Here is a 14,443-nt window from a genome sequence, read left to right as displayed (position 1 = left end):
TAGTAGAATATTTCCACCAAGCATAAACCTACACAAACGTAAGACGGAAACTAGACACCTGTAGAGGCCAGCATTACAAACCGACCGGAGATACTCCTAGTCACTGACATGCGTGGATGATAAGTGATGCTAAACCTATAAGCAAGCCTGAAGGGCGTGGGATTTCGGCTGTATGCTAGCGCTGTGGAACGCTTGAACCAGGTATGCCCACTACTGGAACCTACGCACTCGTGTCGACCTCCGGCAAGCCAGACAGCTGATAGGGCATAGCCGCTCGTCGGAAAAATCAAAGCACTCGTCCCGCCATTATTTTTACAACTCTACAGCTTATAGCCCAAGCGATGATCGAAAGACTCAATGCTTACAACCCTGTATCCCTTCCTGTATCCCTCTACTGAAAATCATGCTAAAAGCCCCGTTATTGCTAGGCTGGTAGAGTCCCCCTCGGGCACCATCTTAAAGAAAGACCTTGAAATTCAAGGTCTTTTTTTTCGCCTGCAAAAAAGTGCCAGGCGTGGCAGTGGAGGTAGCGGGACCATGGAGTTGACGCTTGAAGCGGTTGCGTTGTTCGCGTTGAAGCTGGTGCATGAGACTGACCACGGCAGCCCATTGCTGCGCGATGATCCCGTGATGGAGGGCTATGATCGCGAAGTGTTCGGGTTGTTAGTGCGCCAGGGAAACCTGGCCGAGATCCAGTTGAAGCTCGATGAGTGCATCACCCAGGCGTTGATTGCATTGGGTGGAGCGGACAGCGTGCTCGGGCGTGAATTGCAAAGGCTATCCACCGATGTGCAAAACATCGCTCGTCTTGATGAGTTGATCTGCCCACTGACCTTACTAAAGGGCTATCTGAAAGATGTGCAATGAATCGTTGATCAGCATAACGGCCAGGTAAACCATCAACACCGCCACCCCTGCATCCAGCCAGCGCCAGACCGCAGGCTTGCGAAACAATACCGTCAATCGCTGACAGCACAGCGCCAACACCACGAACCACACGAGTGATGCCGTCATGGCGCCTGTCGCGAACAGCGCCTGTTGGCCCGCAGGTTTCGTGGCACCGATGGAACCAATCAGCACCACGGTATCGAGCCAGGCGTAAGGGTTGGCAAAGCCGAGTATGACCGCCGAGCGCAACAGCCCTCTTTGCGAGTTGCCGCCTTGAGCATCCGGCATGGACTGATCCCGGATACAAGCCAACAGACGTTGGCCACCAAACCAAAGCAGATAGGCCGCGCCGGACAACAGCAATAGTGCCATCACCTCAGGCCGACTTCCCAACAACGAACCTAAACCCGTGACCCCGAAAGCGATCAGGAGAATATCGGCCAAAACGCAAATAGCGACAACGCCCCAGATCGGCCCGCGACCGACACCTTGGCGGATCACCAAGGTGTCTTTCGGGCCAGGGGCGGCGAACAGTCCGATACCCAAGAGCAAACCTTCGAGGTAAAGGGCATTGAAGTGAGGAAACATGGACTGTTCGAGCCCTCCAGGACTATTTAGCGCAGTTGAATCGGTTGATTACCGAAACCGGTATGACGAGCATTCACAGTACTGCCCAGATCAATGGGTTTCTGGCGGTAAAAGGTCGTTAGCAACTGATCCGGATTGGGGTTTGCAAAGTAGATCAATGAGCTTCTGGCAACCGGTTTGCTAGGTGCAAGTACAGCATGGTAGGCGGCAGGCACGGCATGATCGGAGAGTTCTGTCAGCAAGGAGCCCGCCAGCACCGCGACCTCATTCTCCAGAAGGCGTACCGGCTCCAACGATCGTCCTTTCATCAAAACCAGCCCTTCGCGGGTAGGCTTGATAAACGAAAGCATATGCCCGTCTTCATGAGGATCCTGGGCATATTTACGAGAACTGTCTTTGGCCTGTGGACCATAGACGCACAACTGGATGTACGATGCCGAGCGAAAGGGGGCCAAAGTTTGAACGCCAAACTCCGCGCAAATGCCATCCATCACTCCCTGGGCCAACTCGCTCATCTGTCGCTCATAACTGCCGACTGCGGCAACGAAAGTACTTCGAGTGAATTCGAAAGCGGTTCTTTTTGAAGCGTGGGCGGGCCAGTAACAAAACCGCTCGCACAGGTCCGGGTGTTCCTCGGCAAGGGAGTACTCGGCGCCAAAAGGGAAAAACCCATCTGTATCCTGGGCAAAGGAAAATTCATCCTTGATGGCCTGGGGAATGGCCGAATACCCATCAATGATCTTTTTGTAGTCCTGCAACATCGCATCAGGAATTTGCAGGATGCCAAAGCCTGATCGGGCTATGGATTCGCAGCATGCTTTAAATTGAGACATAGCTATATCCAAAGATAGTTGTAAAGGAATGCAACACACCAGGTTCGCAAGCATGCGAGAAACCGCGACACTGGATATAGTCAAACAGAAAGGGACCGATCCATGTCCTTCACAACGTCGCTAGCAGGTTGCGAGTGTGCACGGTCCAATACACGCAACGGCGAGCAAGTTGTCCTTTTTGGCGAACAAGTTGACGACTTTTTTCAAGGATTGGGGGATCACATACGGACATGAGCATCAAAACCCGCGACACCCTCCAGGCACTGGTCATACGACGCAGTCGGGAACTGGGAAAGTCCATGACTACCCTGGCTAAGGAAGCCGGTATTTCGCGAACCTATTTGTACGGATTGGCGGGTGGCATCTCAAAAGATCCGTCGGTACGCACCTTGATCAAATTGGCCAAGGCGCTGCAGGTGTCCCCCTTAATGCTGTTCCGCTACTTCGCCGATTTGTCCGGCTCGCCCGTCGATGCCCATTCAATGGCAACCACCAACCGAGCCATCGGCCTGCATGATCTTGGCGACGTTGTGGTATTCAACGCCGATGTCACCACCCCCGACCAAACCGTCGTGTTGCCAGGCGAAACATTTCAGAAAACCTGGGAGATCCAGAATGTGGGCACCCGCGCCTGGCGCGGTCGACGATTGGTACGAGTAGACGGTGAATACGTCATCGCCCGTCGAACGGCTACAGGCGCGCCCCTGGAAGTGGTGATGGACAGCCACCTGCGTAGCCTTGACAGCGAAGTACCGATCGCCGAAACCCTGCCTGGGCAGCCGGTGCATATCACGGTGGAGTTTGGAGCGCCGCGGGAGACCTGTACGGTCACCTCGATCTGGCGTATCGAAGATGAACACGGGCGCCCCTGCTACGGGCCTGCATTCATCCTGCATGTGATCGTCAACGTCATGGCACGCTGAAAGCAGATTTAGCGCCGCCCTTCCACCGCCATCCGCACCGCCAAGCCCATCAACACCGACCCCATCAGCCAGCGCTGCAGCACCTGCCAACCTGGCCGGGTGACGAAGAACACCGCGATGGACCCCGCCATGCAGGCAATCACCGCGTTGACGCTCACACTGATAACAATCTGCAGGGAGCCCAGCGCCAGGGATTGCATCAGCACACTGCCATGCCCATTCGGCTCGATGAACTGCGGCAGCAGCGACAAATACATCACCGCCACTTTGGGATTGAGCAGGTTGGTGACCAAGCCCATGGTGACCAACTTGCGCGGGCTGTCCTTGGGCAAGTCGCGCACCTGGAATGGCGAGCGCCCACCCGGCTTGACCGCCTGCCAGGCCAGGTACACCAAATACAGCGCCCCGCCGAGCCGCAGCGCGTCGTAGGCAAACGGCACCGCCATCACCAACGCCGTGATACCCAGCGCCGCGCACACCATATACACCACAAACCCCAGCGCCACCCCACCGAGAGAAATCAACCCGGCCGTGCGCCCCTGGCAGATGGAGCGGGAAATCAGGTAGATCATGTTCGGCCCGGGAGTCAGTACCATGCCGAGTGAAATCAGGCCGTAGGCGAGCAAGCTGGACATATCAGGCATGGATTGGCTCCTGGTTTTTTAGGCTGCCAGCGTGAAATCCTTCGCCGACGCGGTCGTGTTGAGCGTCATGCTAGGGGCTTGCAGGCCCAGGCGTTAGATACAGATCCGCAAGTAAAACGTCATACACCGGCACCACCACTTACCCAGGACAGGCACATGATCGACTTCAACAACAAAGGCTTCTTCAAACTCAAGCAAAACAACGAATACGCCGAACGCGTAGCGGCCCTGCTGCTGGACGACGAAGAAGTGGTCGACGCCTACAAAGCCATGCGCGACGGCGTCGTGTTTACCACCAAACGCATCATTGCGGTGAACGTGCAGGGGATTACCGGCAGCAAGAAGGACTTCACTTCATTGCCGTACAAGAACATCGTGGCGTACTCGGTGGAAACTTCAGGGACGTTTGATCTGGATTCGGAGTTGGAGATTTACTTTTCTTCGTTGGGGAAGGTGAAATTCGAATTCACCGGCAAGACCTCGATCGTGGAAATCTCCCGGCTGATTTCCAAGCATCTGCTGAGTTGATCCACATCGCTGTTCAAAAGTGAGCCACCGTTGGGGCGGAACCCTAGGTGGCCGTTACCTCAGGAATGGATATGTACTCGGTATAACTGTGTCAGCTGTCAGGCCGTCTTCGCAGGCAAGCCAGCTCCCACATTTGGATCGCAGCGCGTCAGCTAGACCAACGCCCGCTGTCAGGCCGTCACGGGAGCAAGCTCCCTCGCCACAGGTTCAGCGTCGCACAGCTCGCCTAATTTTAAGTCGCCCCTCAACCCCGTCGAAGTACACGATCATTCCCGCCCCCGACTCAAACGCCTGCCATACCAAACCGCCCCGCTCAACGCCGCTCCCAAAACCACAACCCCATTCCCAACCAACCAAAACCCAAAATTCCTGCTCTGATCGGCATCCCCTTGGTAAAACGGCCCAAAATACGCAGACACGGCCACCACCAAACCGTTAAACACTCCGAGCGCCACTACAACCACCCCGACGACAAACACCACGCCCTTAACCAGCTTCATATGACCTTCTAAAACCAGCGTATTTTTCACACGAACGTAGCAAACGCTTTGCCGATAATGGTGAGGTCAGGCGCAAATCAGAACGGTCCTACTTGTGTGTAGGCTTTGGATGCAAGCTAAGGCTCACACTGTGCTTTTTTTGTAGGAGCGAGCTTGCTCGCTCCTACAGAGGACAGAGCGCGGTGATGCGTGTCAGCCTGGGCCCCTCACTTGGGCTGGAATGTCGCTAAGTACGCCAGGATATTTTCAATCTTCTCCTGGTCACTGATCCCCCAGAAGATCATCCGCGTGCCACTCACCACCGACTTCGGATTTTCGATGTAGGCCGCCAGTTTTTCCCGCGTCCACACCACGCCCGAATTTTTCATCGCATCCGAGTACTGGTAGTCCGTGGTGGTACCGGCAGGCCGGCCAATGATGCCGTTCAGTTCCGGGCCAAAACCGCCCCGCGCGCCTTCACCGATGCTGTGGCAGCCGCCGCAAGTCTTGGTGAAGAGTTTGCCGCCCGCCTCGGCGTCGCCCGCAGCGAGCGCGGGGGCAGCGATAACGGTCAGGGCAAGGGTCAATAACACATACTTCATTCAGGTCTCCCTATCGGCTGTTGCCGTCGATTATGCCTGTTCGACCGGCCTTTCCCCCAGCCGCTGCACCAGGCGTACCAGATAACCGTCCGGGTCTTGCACGATAAACTGGCGTTGCCCGGCCTCCACGTCACCGGCTCGGTACCAGGCATCTTCAACATCGCGGAACAATGGCCAGCCGAGTTGCGCCAGGCGTTGCAGGATGGGCGCCACGGCGGGCACATCGACTTGCAGGTTGATGCCGCGCCCGAACGGTGGCTGCAACGGTGCGGTCAGCCACTGGCCGGCGTCGGGGTCGTATTGTTCGAGCATGATGTGCGCGCCGTGCAGGTCGAGGTAGGCAAAGCCTTCTTCTGCGCGCTGATAGGCAATGGCGAAACCTAACTGTTCGACCCAGAACGCCAGGCTGGCGCTGAGGCGGGTGACGATCAGTTCCGGCACGAGCGGGTTACGGTTAAACATGGCATTCCTTGGGCGGCAGGGTGGCGTTCACCTTAACGGATTGTCGTGCCCATGGCTCACAAGCGGCCAAACGACCACCCATCGATTAAAAAACATCCAATCGAACCTATCCGGCCACCTTCCACTCCACCTTACTGAACCCCCTGATGGTGGAGTAAGGATCATGGCTCAGCCATCGATTTTGGTATTGGAAGACGACGAGATCATTCGGGCGTTGATGGTGGATGTGCTGGAAGACTTTGGTGCGGTGGTGACATCGTTTGCATCGGCAGACGAAGGGATGATTTACCTGGAGCGCGGCGATGACCCGGTGGATTTGATTGTCAGTGATATTCAAATGCCCGGTTTGCTCAATGGTTATGACTTGAGCCGTGTGGTCGCCCATCGCTGGCCTGAAGTGCAGGTGGTGTTGACCTCAGGCAACACGAAAATCGCCGCCGAGTTGGGCAGTTCGGTGCGGTTTCTGCCCAAACCGTGGAGTACCGACCACTTGCTCGAGTGCGTGCAGACGGCATTGATGCACTAGGGCCCGCCCCTGCATTGATAGCAGCTCGATATCATTTCAACCGAACTTGAGGGCCCGGTCTGCGGTCATGTAAGGTGCAGGGAGCGACTTTTCTGATCCGCTGGTCAGCCTTTTCGCTTCTGCGTTCAGCTGACGACAATGAGTTGTGTAGAATCGTCGCCCATTTTCACGCGTCATTCATGGCCAACAGGCCCACAGTTCGAGCTCATTGAATGCATTCACAGGCCCATGACGTTGGTGCGCCCTCCTTGTTGGAAACGTTGCGCACGGGCACGGGCCTGCTGCATGTGGCGTTGGAACAGCGTCTGCCGTTTTTTTCCGAACGCCTGGATGCCCAGTGGTATCGGCGCTTGCTGCAGGCGTACTACGGCTTTTATCAGCCGATGGAAGCGGCGCTGTATGACAGCGGTTTGATTCCCGAGGGATATGAGTCTGCGTTGCGTGTGAAAACGCCAACACTGGTGCATGACCTGCACGCACTCGGCCTGACTGACCACGCCATCCATGCCCTGCCTCGCTGTACACAACTCCCCGTATTAGACACACCGGCTGCGTGCCTCGGCGCCCTGTATGTGCTGGAAGGCGCCACTCTGGGCGGCCAAGTGCTGCGCCGGGAAATGGCCTTGCGCCTGGATGTGAACGCCGACAACGGCGGTGCCTTTCTCAATGTATATGGCGCCGAGACCGGACGGCGCTGGAAAGATTTCCTCGATTATCTGGGCCGCCAGCCACTGGACACACATGCCGCCGCGCGCGCGGTGATGGCGGCCCGTTCGACATTCAGCGGCTTTGAGCAATGGCTCGACAGCCAGGAGGTATTGCTATGAAACCCGAAGATTTTGAAGAGCTGCTTGCCAACTGCGCCGACGAACCCATTCGTTTTCCGGGGGCCATCCAGCCCCACGGCGTGCTGCTGACCTTGTCGGAACCTGGTCTGAACATCATTCAGGTAAGTGCCAACGTTGGTACGTTGTTCGGCCACACCCCGGAGGCGCTGTTGAATCAACCGTTGCACAGGTTGATTGGCGAGGAGTACGCCCAGGCCGTGCAAACCATGGCCGAGGACAGTGCATTCCTGGACTCGCCGCCCCTGCTCATCACCTTCAAGGGTGAGCAGTTCGAAGGCCTGTTGCATCGCCACCAGGGCGTGTTGGTGCTGGAATTCGAACCACGGCTCAAGGATTTCAAACCCCGTGCGCACAATGGCCGCACCAGCGACCTGGGCAAAATGCTGCATCGCCTGCAATCGGCAAAGACCTTGCAGGCGCTCTACACCATCACCGTCAACGAAATCCAGGCCATGACCGGCTATGACCGGGTGCTCATCTATCGCTTCGAAGACGAAGGCCATGGCCAAGTGATCGCCGAAGCTTCGGCACCTTCCATGGAATTGTTCAACGGGCTGTTCTTCCCCGCGTCCGACATCCCCGAGCAGGCTCGCGAGCTGTATCGCACCAACTGGCTACGGATCATCCCGAATGCGTCCTACGAACCGGTACCGCTGCTGCCCAAATTGCGCCCAGACACGGGCCTGCCCCTGGACCTGAGCTTCGCCACCCTGCGCAGCGTGTCGCCGATTCACTGCCAGTACATGCAGAACATGGGCGTGTTGTCGTCCATGAGTATTTCACTGATGAAGGGCGACAAACTCTGGGGCTTGATCAGCTGCGGCAACCGCGAGCCACTGCTGGTGCCTAACGATTTGCGCATGGCCTGCCAAACCATCGGCCAGGTGCTGTCATTGCAGATCAGTGCCATGGAGACCCTGGAGCTGACCCGCCAGCGCGAAGAAAAAGTCGAAGCGCTGGCGCTGCTGGACCTGGCGATGAAGGCCTCTGCCAATAACGTATTCGACGGCCTGGCCCAGCAAGGCCGAATGCTGATGGACCTGACCCTCTCCGGCGGCGTGGCGATCATCGAAGATAAGCAATTGCACCGCTACGGCAACTGCCCGGAACCGGCGCAGATACGCGCGCTGCACAAGTGGTTGCAGGGCCACGGCGCACCGGTATTTTCCAGCCATAACCTGGCCTCGGTTTATCCGCCTGCCGCCGAGTTCCAGAGCGTGGCCAGCGGCGTGCTCGCCATGAGCTTGCCCAAGCCTGTGGATAACGGTGTGTTGTGGTTTCGCCCGGAAGTCAAAGAGAACATCCACTGGAGTGGCGACCCGGAGAAGCCGCTGAACCTGGAAACCTGCGACGCGGGCATGCGCCTTCGCCCACGTACCTCGTTTGAAATCTGGAAAGTGGAAATGGCCGGCATCTCCACCAAATGGAGCCATGGCGACCTGTTTGCCGCCAATGATTTGCGCCGCTCGGCCCTGGAGAACGACCTGTCCCGGCAGGTGCTGCGCGAGCAACAAGCGGTGCGTGCGCGGGACGAGCTGGTCGCGGTGGTTTCCCACGATCTGCGCAACCCCATGACCGTCATCTCCATGCTCTGCGGCATGATGCAAAAAGCCTTCAGCTCCGATGGCCCCCACACCTCACGACGCATCTCTTCCGCCATCGACACCATGCAACAGGCTGCCGGGCGCATGAACGTGTTGCTGGAGGATTTGCTCGACACCTCGAAAATCGAGGCCGGGCGCTATGTGGTCAAGCCGGTGGCGCTGGACGTCAGCCAGATTTTTGAAGAGGCGTATTCGCTGCTGGCGCCTCTGGCCTCGGAAAAGGGCATCGACCTGTCGTTCAATGTCGAGCCTGGCCTGCAGATCAAAGCCGACCCGGAGCGCTTGTTCCAGGTGCTGTCAAACCTGATCGGCAACGCGATCAAGTTCACCCCGCGTCAGGGCAACATCGGCATCAGCGCCATGAGCAACGGCGAGGAGATTGTATTTTCGGTGCGCGACTCCGGTGAAGGCATTGCGCCGCACGACCTGCCCCATGTGTTCGATCGCTATTGGACCCAGACTGAAAACAACCCCACCGGCAGCGGACTGGGACTGTACATCACCCAGGGGATTGTCCAGGCCCATGGTGGGCGCATCGAGGCCGAAAGCGAGTTGGGCCGCGGCAGTGAATTCAGGTTTACGGTGCCAAAGCCTGCTTGAAACGCGTACAAATCCTACAAATTCAACATATGGTTACTTATGGCCGGGAACGAAAAAACCGGCCAGCCCCACTCAATCAGTGCGCAGTCAAAGGGATTATTGATGCGACAACAATCCTTTAATTGAGTAAGAGGTTTACCATGATCATCGGCAATTCGTTTAGCAATCTCACCTATAACATCGAGCAATCCGTAAAAGATACTCAGCCCCCTGCCAATCCCGAATCAACCTCTTCGCAGACTGACACCCTCTCACAGGGGCAGAACACGCGACCAAAACCTAAATATTCGAGTACGACCTCTCTTGGCGGAGGCAAACTGCTTTAAACCGTGACCGGACACCGGCAACAAGTGCAGCGCACAGCGCTGCACTCCGTTAACAAAACACTGACATCCTCTGCGCTATCCTCCCCAGTTCCACTTGGAATGAGCAGCATTCTTCATGCTTCAACCCGACACTTTGCCCGCGGTCATTGCCGGCCCGCTCCTACGGCGCCTGGAGCCGCAGCGCCTGGTTATCTGGTTGGTGGGCAGTCGTGCCCTGCCACTGTCCTTGAGGCTGCAATTACCCTCGGGCGAGGCGCTGGATAACCCACTCGATGCAACGCACTGCCAAGTTGTGCCCGTCGGGCGCCACGCCTTTATCCACCTGATCGACATCGCCCTGAGCCACGCCCTGCCACAGGATGAAATCATCGGTTACGACCTGTTGATTGACGGCCTCGGCATTGCACAATGGGCACCGCACTTGCTGTATGGCGACGCCACTACGCCCAGCTTCGTGCTGCATAGCCGCATCCACCACTTGGTGCATGGCTCGTGCCGCAAACCCCACCACCGCGCCGACGAAGGCTTGTTGTGTGTCGACCGCCTGTTGGCAGATGCTCGTACACCGCTCGACCGCCCAGCCTTATTGATGATGAATGGCGACCAGATCTACGCCGACGATGTCGCAGGGCCCATGCTACGCGCCATTCATGGGCTGATTGCGCGCCTGGGCCTGTTCGATGAGTACCTGGAGGGCGCGGTGGTGAGCGACAGCGCCAGCCTCTATGGGCATCGCGCCAGCTACTACCACCGGGCCGACCTGCTTCCCGCACTGGACAGTAACGAGACCTTGCGCGAACGCTTTTTCGGCGGCGTGAAGAAGCCGATCTTCACCAGCAGCACCGCCGACAATCACCTGGTGACCTTCGCCGAAGTGATCGCGATGTACCTGCTGGCCTGGTCGCCAGCATCCTGGGCGCTGATCGCGCCAGAACCGCCGCCGCTGAGCGCGCAAGAGCAACAACGCTACGCCCGCGAACAGGTTCACATCGACCAGTTCCGCGACGGTCTGCCTGGAGTGGCCCGGGTGTTCGCGCACCTGTCGACACTGATGATGTTTGATGATCACGACATCACCGACGACTGGAACCTTAGCGCGCAGTGGGAGGAAACCGCCTACGGCCATCCCTTTTCCAAACGCATCATCGGCAATGCCTTGCTGGCGTATCTGCTATGCCAAGGCTGGGGCAACCAGCCCCAGGTATTTGGCGAACTGCTGGGGCAAACCCAGGCACTGACCGGCCAGGTACAGGCCAATCATCTCGACGCGGCGGCGCAAGACGCGTTGCTGGAGGCCCTGCTGAAATTCCAGCAGTGGCACTACGTATTGCCCACCACCCCGGCGCTGGTGGTACTCGACACCCGCACCCGACGCTGGCGCAGCGAGTTCACCCTCAAGCAACCCTCTGGCCTGCTGGACTGGGAAGCCTTGAGCGAACTGCAACAAGCGCTGCTGGACCACCCGTCAGCCATCATTGTCTCGCCCGCGCCGGTCTTTGGCGTCAAGCTGATCGAGACGGTGCAAAAGGTCTTCAGCTGGTGCGGCTTTCCCCTGCTGGTGGACGCCGAGAACTGGATGGCCCACCGCGGCGCCGCTCAAGTGATTTTGAATATCTTCCGCCATTCACGCACGCCGGGTAACTACGTGATCCTCTCCGGCGATGTGCATTACTCGTTTGTCTATCAAGTGCTGATCCGCCATCGCAACGGCGGCCCCAAGATCTGGCAAATCACCAGCAGCGGCATCAAGAACGAGTTCCCGCCGCGCCTGCTGGAATGGTTCGACCGCCTCAACCGCTGGCTCTACTCCCCGCGTTCGCCGCTCAACTGGTTTACCCGCCGGCGCACCATGCAGGTGGTGCCCTATATTCCCGAGCACGCCGAAGCGGGTGAACGGCTGTGGAACTCGGCAGGCATTGGCCAGGTGTTTTTCAATGAGCAGGGCCAACCGCAGACCATTTACCAGCACAACGCGGATGGAAGGCCTCGGACAAAGATGATGGCGCCAGAAAAATAGCGTTTCGCCACTCGTCAAAAGCAGCACACCTGCCCTATTCAAAGCGCGCAAGCGCCGATGTACAGTAGCCCCAGCCACGGAGTATCGGCGTCAACCATGACTGGCCTTGGGCGCCAGCCCCCGCAGGAAGCGCGCAGATGGACGATACATCCGGCAAAGAACCGCTACGCAATGAGGTGTCCGACCTTAACGTCGACCTGTTGCACGCCATCATGGAACTGGTCAGTGATGGCATCTGGGACTGGAACGCCAACACCGGCTTCGTCTACCGCAACCCCGGCTGGTACGAAATGCTTGGCTACTCCCACCACTCCCTGGAAAACAGCGTGTTCACCTGGGAGAACGTGATCCATCCCGAGGATTACCCCTGCGTGATGGCAGTGTTCGATGATTACATCAGCCAACGCGCCCCTCATTACCGGGCCGAATACCGTTGTCGCAAAGAAGACGGTACGTACCTGTGGATCGAGGACCGTGGCTACGTCATTGCACGCAACCCCGACGGTTCCGTGGCGCGCATGGTGGGCGCACACCGCGATATTCATACGCGCAAATGCTCCATCGAACAGCTGCAAAAGCGCAACCGGTCCCTGGAAGCGCTGGTCGCGGAGCGCACCCTTGAGTTGTCACGCGTCAACCAGCAACTGCAATTGCAACTGGATGAAAACCGCTCCCTGGCCGAGCGTGACGCCCTGACGCGCATCGCCAATCGGTACCGCCTGGAAAAAGTACTGCTGGAAGAATGCGACCGTGCCGAGCGCTTCCGCCTGCCACTGGCGCTGGTGGCCATGGATGTCGATGACTTCAAGCCGATCAATGACCAATACGGCCACGGCGTCGGCGATCAGGCACTGATACGGGTGGTGGAAACCTTGGAAACCTGCGTACGCGCAAGCGACTTGCTGGCGCGCTGGGGTGGCGATGAGTTTATGGTGGTGCTGCCCAAAAGCAGCCTGGACACGGCCAAAGAGCTGGCCGAAAGGATTCGCCATAAAATCAAGGAGGCAGCCCCCGTGGGCGCCTTGAACGTTACCCTGAGCCTGGGCGTGGTGGAGCGGCGCATGGGGGAATCGCCGGCAGCGCTGATGGCGCGGGCCGATCAAGCCTTGTACCGGTCCAAGGCGGCGGGCAAGGATGGGGTGTCGGAATAGCCGCAGCTCCTTCCAAGGTGGAATGACCCGGCAACTTTATTTCGTTTGCGGCAAGGCCGGGCGCGCGGCTTAGATAGCGCTGCGCCCACCACTGCCGAGTCCCAGAGTCATGAGCCACGCTAGCATCAGCCAGTCGATTTCCATCGTTCACCCCATCAGCCTGAGCCACGGTAAAAACGCCGAAGTCTGGGACACGGCGGGCAAGCGATATATCGACTTTGTCGGCGGTATCGGCGTACTCAATCTGGGCCATTGCCACCCGGCCGTGGTGGCGGCGATTTGCGAGCAAGCCACCCGGCTTACTCATTACGCGTTCAACGCTGCACCGCATACGCCCTACATCGAGTTGATGCAACGCCTCAGCGCTTTTATCCCGGTGGAATACCCGGTCAGCGGCATGCTCACCAACAGCGGCGCCGAGGCGGCGGAGAACGCGTTGAAGATCGCCCGTGGTGCCACCGGGCGCACAGCAGTGATCGCCTTTGACGGCGCCTTCCACGGGCGCACCCTGGCAACCCTCAACCTCAATGGCAAGGTCGCGCCCTACAAACAGAAAGTGGGCGTACTGCCCGGCCCTGTGTATCACCTGCCCTACCCCAGTACCGATAACGGCGTGACCTGCGCCGAAGCGCTGAAAGCCATGGATCGTCTGTTCAGCGTGGAAATCGACGTAAACGATGTGGCCTGCTTCATCATCGAGCCGGTGCAGGGCGAAGGCGGTTTTCTCGCCTTGGATACTGAGTTCGCCCAGGCTCTGCGGCGCTTCTGCGACGAGCACAACATTGTGCTGATCATCGATGAAATCCAATCGGGTTTCGGGCGCACCGGCCAGCGTTTCGCCTTCTCGCGCCTGGGCATCGAGCCGGACCTGCTGCTGCTCGGCAAAAGCATCGCCGGCGGCATGCCATTGGGGGCGGTGGTCGGGCGCAAGGCGCTGATGGATAACCTGCCTAAAGGTGGGCTGGGAGGTACGTACTCGGGTAACCCCATCGCCTGTGCGGCGGCGCTGGCGACCCTTGAGTTGATGAGCGACAAAAACCTGCACGCATGGGGCGTTGCGCAGGAGGCCGCGATTGTGGGCCGCTATGAAGCCTGGCGCGCACAGCAACTGTCGCCCTACCTGGGCCGCCTCACCGGTGTCGGCGCCATGCGGGGCATTGAACTGGCGCATGCCGACGGCACACCCGCCACCCAGCAACTGGCGCGACTGCTGGATCTGGCGCGAGAGGCTGGCTTGCTGCTGATGCCCAGCGGCAAGTCGCGGCACATCGTGCGCTTGCTGGCCCCGCTGACCATTGAGCCTGGGGTGTTGGAGGAAGGCCTGGATATTCTCCAGGCGTGTCTCACAAAGTTGGACGAATAGCGGCCTGCCTTGACCTGATCCCCTCACCCGCTGAAAATGCCCGACGTTTTTTTGTCTCTCC

General features: G+C 58.5%; 15 protein-coding genes. 9 read left to right on the top strand and 6 right to left on the bottom strand.

Going from position 1 to position 14,443, the window contains the following annotated elements; translation table 11 throughout:
• The first annotated feature begins 537 nt into the window (after positions 1 to 537).
• Positions 538 to 867, top strand: a complete 330-nt coding sequence (locus CRN80_RS14455; RefSeq protein WP_098950421.1) for a hypothetical protein — start codon at positions 538 to 540, stop codon at positions 865 to 867.
• Here CRN80_RS14455 and CRN80_RS14450 read toward each other — a convergent pair.
• Complete coding sequence (locus CRN80_RS14450; RefSeq protein WP_032895380.1) at positions 838 to 1,476, bottom strand: LysE/ArgO family amino acid transporter; 639 nt, start codon at positions 1,474 to 1,476, stop codon at positions 838 to 840. The two genes, CRN80_RS14455 and CRN80_RS14450, sit on opposite strands and share 30 nt — an antisense overlap.
• Before the next feature lie 26 nt (positions 1,477 to 1,502).
• The gene (locus CRN80_RS14445; RefSeq protein ID WP_032895379.1) at positions 1,503 to 2,309 is read right to left on the bottom strand and encodes a 2OG-Fe(II) oxygenase family protein; all 807 of its coding nucleotides are present in this window, start codon (positions 2,307 to 2,309) and stop codon (positions 1,503 to 1,505) included.
• 230 nt (positions 2,310 to 2,539) lie between these two features.
• On the opposite strand from CRN80_RS14445, the gene CRN80_RS14440 reads away from it, so the two are divergent.
• The gene (locus CRN80_RS14440; protein WP_098950420.1) at positions 2,540 to 3,232 is read left to right on the top strand and encodes an NBR1-Ig-like domain-containing protein; all 693 of its coding nucleotides are present in this window, start codon (positions 2,540 to 2,542) and stop codon (positions 3,230 to 3,232) included.
• Between the two features lie 8 nt (positions 3,233 to 3,240).
• Here CRN80_RS14440 and CRN80_RS14435 read toward each other — a convergent pair whose 3' ends face one another.
• The gene (locus CRN80_RS14435; protein WP_098950419.1) at positions 3,241 to 3,876 is read right to left on the bottom strand and encodes a LysE family translocator; all 636 of its coding nucleotides are present in this window, start codon (positions 3,874 to 3,876) and stop codon (positions 3,241 to 3,243) included.
• A gap of 156 nt (positions 3,877 to 4,032) precedes the next feature.
• On the opposite strand from CRN80_RS14435, the gene CRN80_RS14430 reads away from it, so the two are divergent.
• Positions 4,033 to 4,404, top strand: a complete 372-nt coding sequence (locus CRN80_RS14430) for a PH domain-containing protein (protein ID WP_056788825.1) — start codon at positions 4,033 to 4,035, stop codon at positions 4,402 to 4,404.
• Positions 4,405 to 4,670: 266 nt separating this feature from the next.
• On the opposite strand, the gene CRN80_RS14425 is transcribed toward CRN80_RS14430, so the two are convergent.
• The 3 genes from CRN80_RS14425 to CRN80_RS14415 form a co-directional block, all read right to left on the bottom strand.
• Entirely contained in the window at positions 4,671 to 4,934 is a 264-nt protein-coding gene (locus CRN80_RS14425) for a hypothetical protein (protein ID WP_371861806.1), read from the bottom strand.
• 176 nt (positions 4,935 to 5,110) lie between these two features.
• On the bottom strand, positions 5,111 to 5,485 hold the full coding sequence (locus CRN80_RS14420) for a cytochrome c family protein (protein ID WP_032895374.1): 375 nt from the start codon (positions 5,483 to 5,485) through the stop codon (positions 5,111 to 5,113).
• A 30-nt stretch (positions 5,486 to 5,515) separates the two neighbouring features.
• Positions 5,516 to 5,947 (bottom strand): VOC family protein, encoded by a 432-nt coding sequence (locus tag CRN80_RS14415; RefSeq protein ID WP_098950418.1) that lies wholly within the window; start codon positions 5,945 to 5,947, stop codon positions 5,516 to 5,518.
• A 163-nt stretch (positions 5,948 to 6,110) separates the two neighbouring features.
• On the opposite strand from CRN80_RS14415, the gene CRN80_RS14410 reads away from it, so the two are divergent.
• The 6 genes from CRN80_RS14410 (at position 6,111) to CRN80_RS14385 (ending at position 14,382) form a co-directional block, all read left to right on the top strand.
• Positions 6,111 to 6,473 carry a response regulator gene (locus CRN80_RS14410; RefSeq protein WP_044268271.1) on the top strand — a complete coding sequence of 121 codons (363 nt, stop codon included), beginning with the start codon at positions 6,111 to 6,113 and terminating at the stop codon, positions 6,471 to 6,473.
• Between the two features lie 212 nt (positions 6,474 to 6,685).
• Positions 6,686 to 7,300: a biliverdin-producing heme oxygenase gene (locus CRN80_RS14405; RefSeq protein ID WP_098950417.1), complete on the top strand. Its 615-nt coding sequence runs from the start codon at positions 6,686 to 6,688 to the stop codon at positions 7,298 to 7,300.
• Positions 7,297 to 9,525 carry an ATP-binding protein gene (locus CRN80_RS14400; RefSeq protein ID WP_098950416.1) on the top strand — a complete coding sequence of 743 codons (2,229 nt, stop codon included), beginning with the start codon at positions 7,297 to 7,299 and terminating at the stop codon, positions 9,523 to 9,525. The genes CRN80_RS14405 and CRN80_RS14400 overlap by 4 nt, the downstream gene beginning before the upstream one ends.
• A 441-nt stretch (positions 9,526 to 9,966) precedes the next feature.
• Entirely contained in the window at positions 9,967 to 11,868 is a 1,902-nt protein-coding gene (locus tag CRN80_RS14395) for an alkaline phosphatase D family protein (RefSeq protein ID WP_098950415.1), read from the top strand.
• Positions 11,869 to 12,005: 137 nt separating this feature from the next.
• Positions 12,006 to 13,019 (top strand): sensor domain-containing diguanylate cyclase, encoded by a 1,014-nt coding sequence (locus CRN80_RS14390; RefSeq protein WP_098950414.1) that lies wholly within the window; start codon positions 12,006 to 12,008, stop codon positions 13,017 to 13,019.
• 109 nt (positions 13,020 to 13,128) lie between these two features.
• Positions 13,129 to 14,382 carry an aspartate aminotransferase family protein gene (locus tag CRN80_RS14385; RefSeq protein WP_098950413.1) on the top strand — a complete coding sequence of 418 codons (1,254 nt, stop codon included), beginning with the start codon at positions 13,129 to 13,131 and terminating at the stop codon, positions 14,380 to 14,382.
• Positions 14,383 to 14,443: the final 61 nt, after the last annotated feature.

Source organism: Pseudomonas sp. FDAARGOS_380, from assembly GCF_002591235.1.
Taxonomy (GTDB): domain Bacteria; phylum Pseudomonadota; class Gammaproteobacteria; order Pseudomonadales; family Pseudomonadaceae; genus Aquipseudomonas; species Aquipseudomonas salmasensis.
Note: the sequence above shows the minus strand (reverse complement) of the source record. Positions and strands in the feature narration are given on the sequence as shown.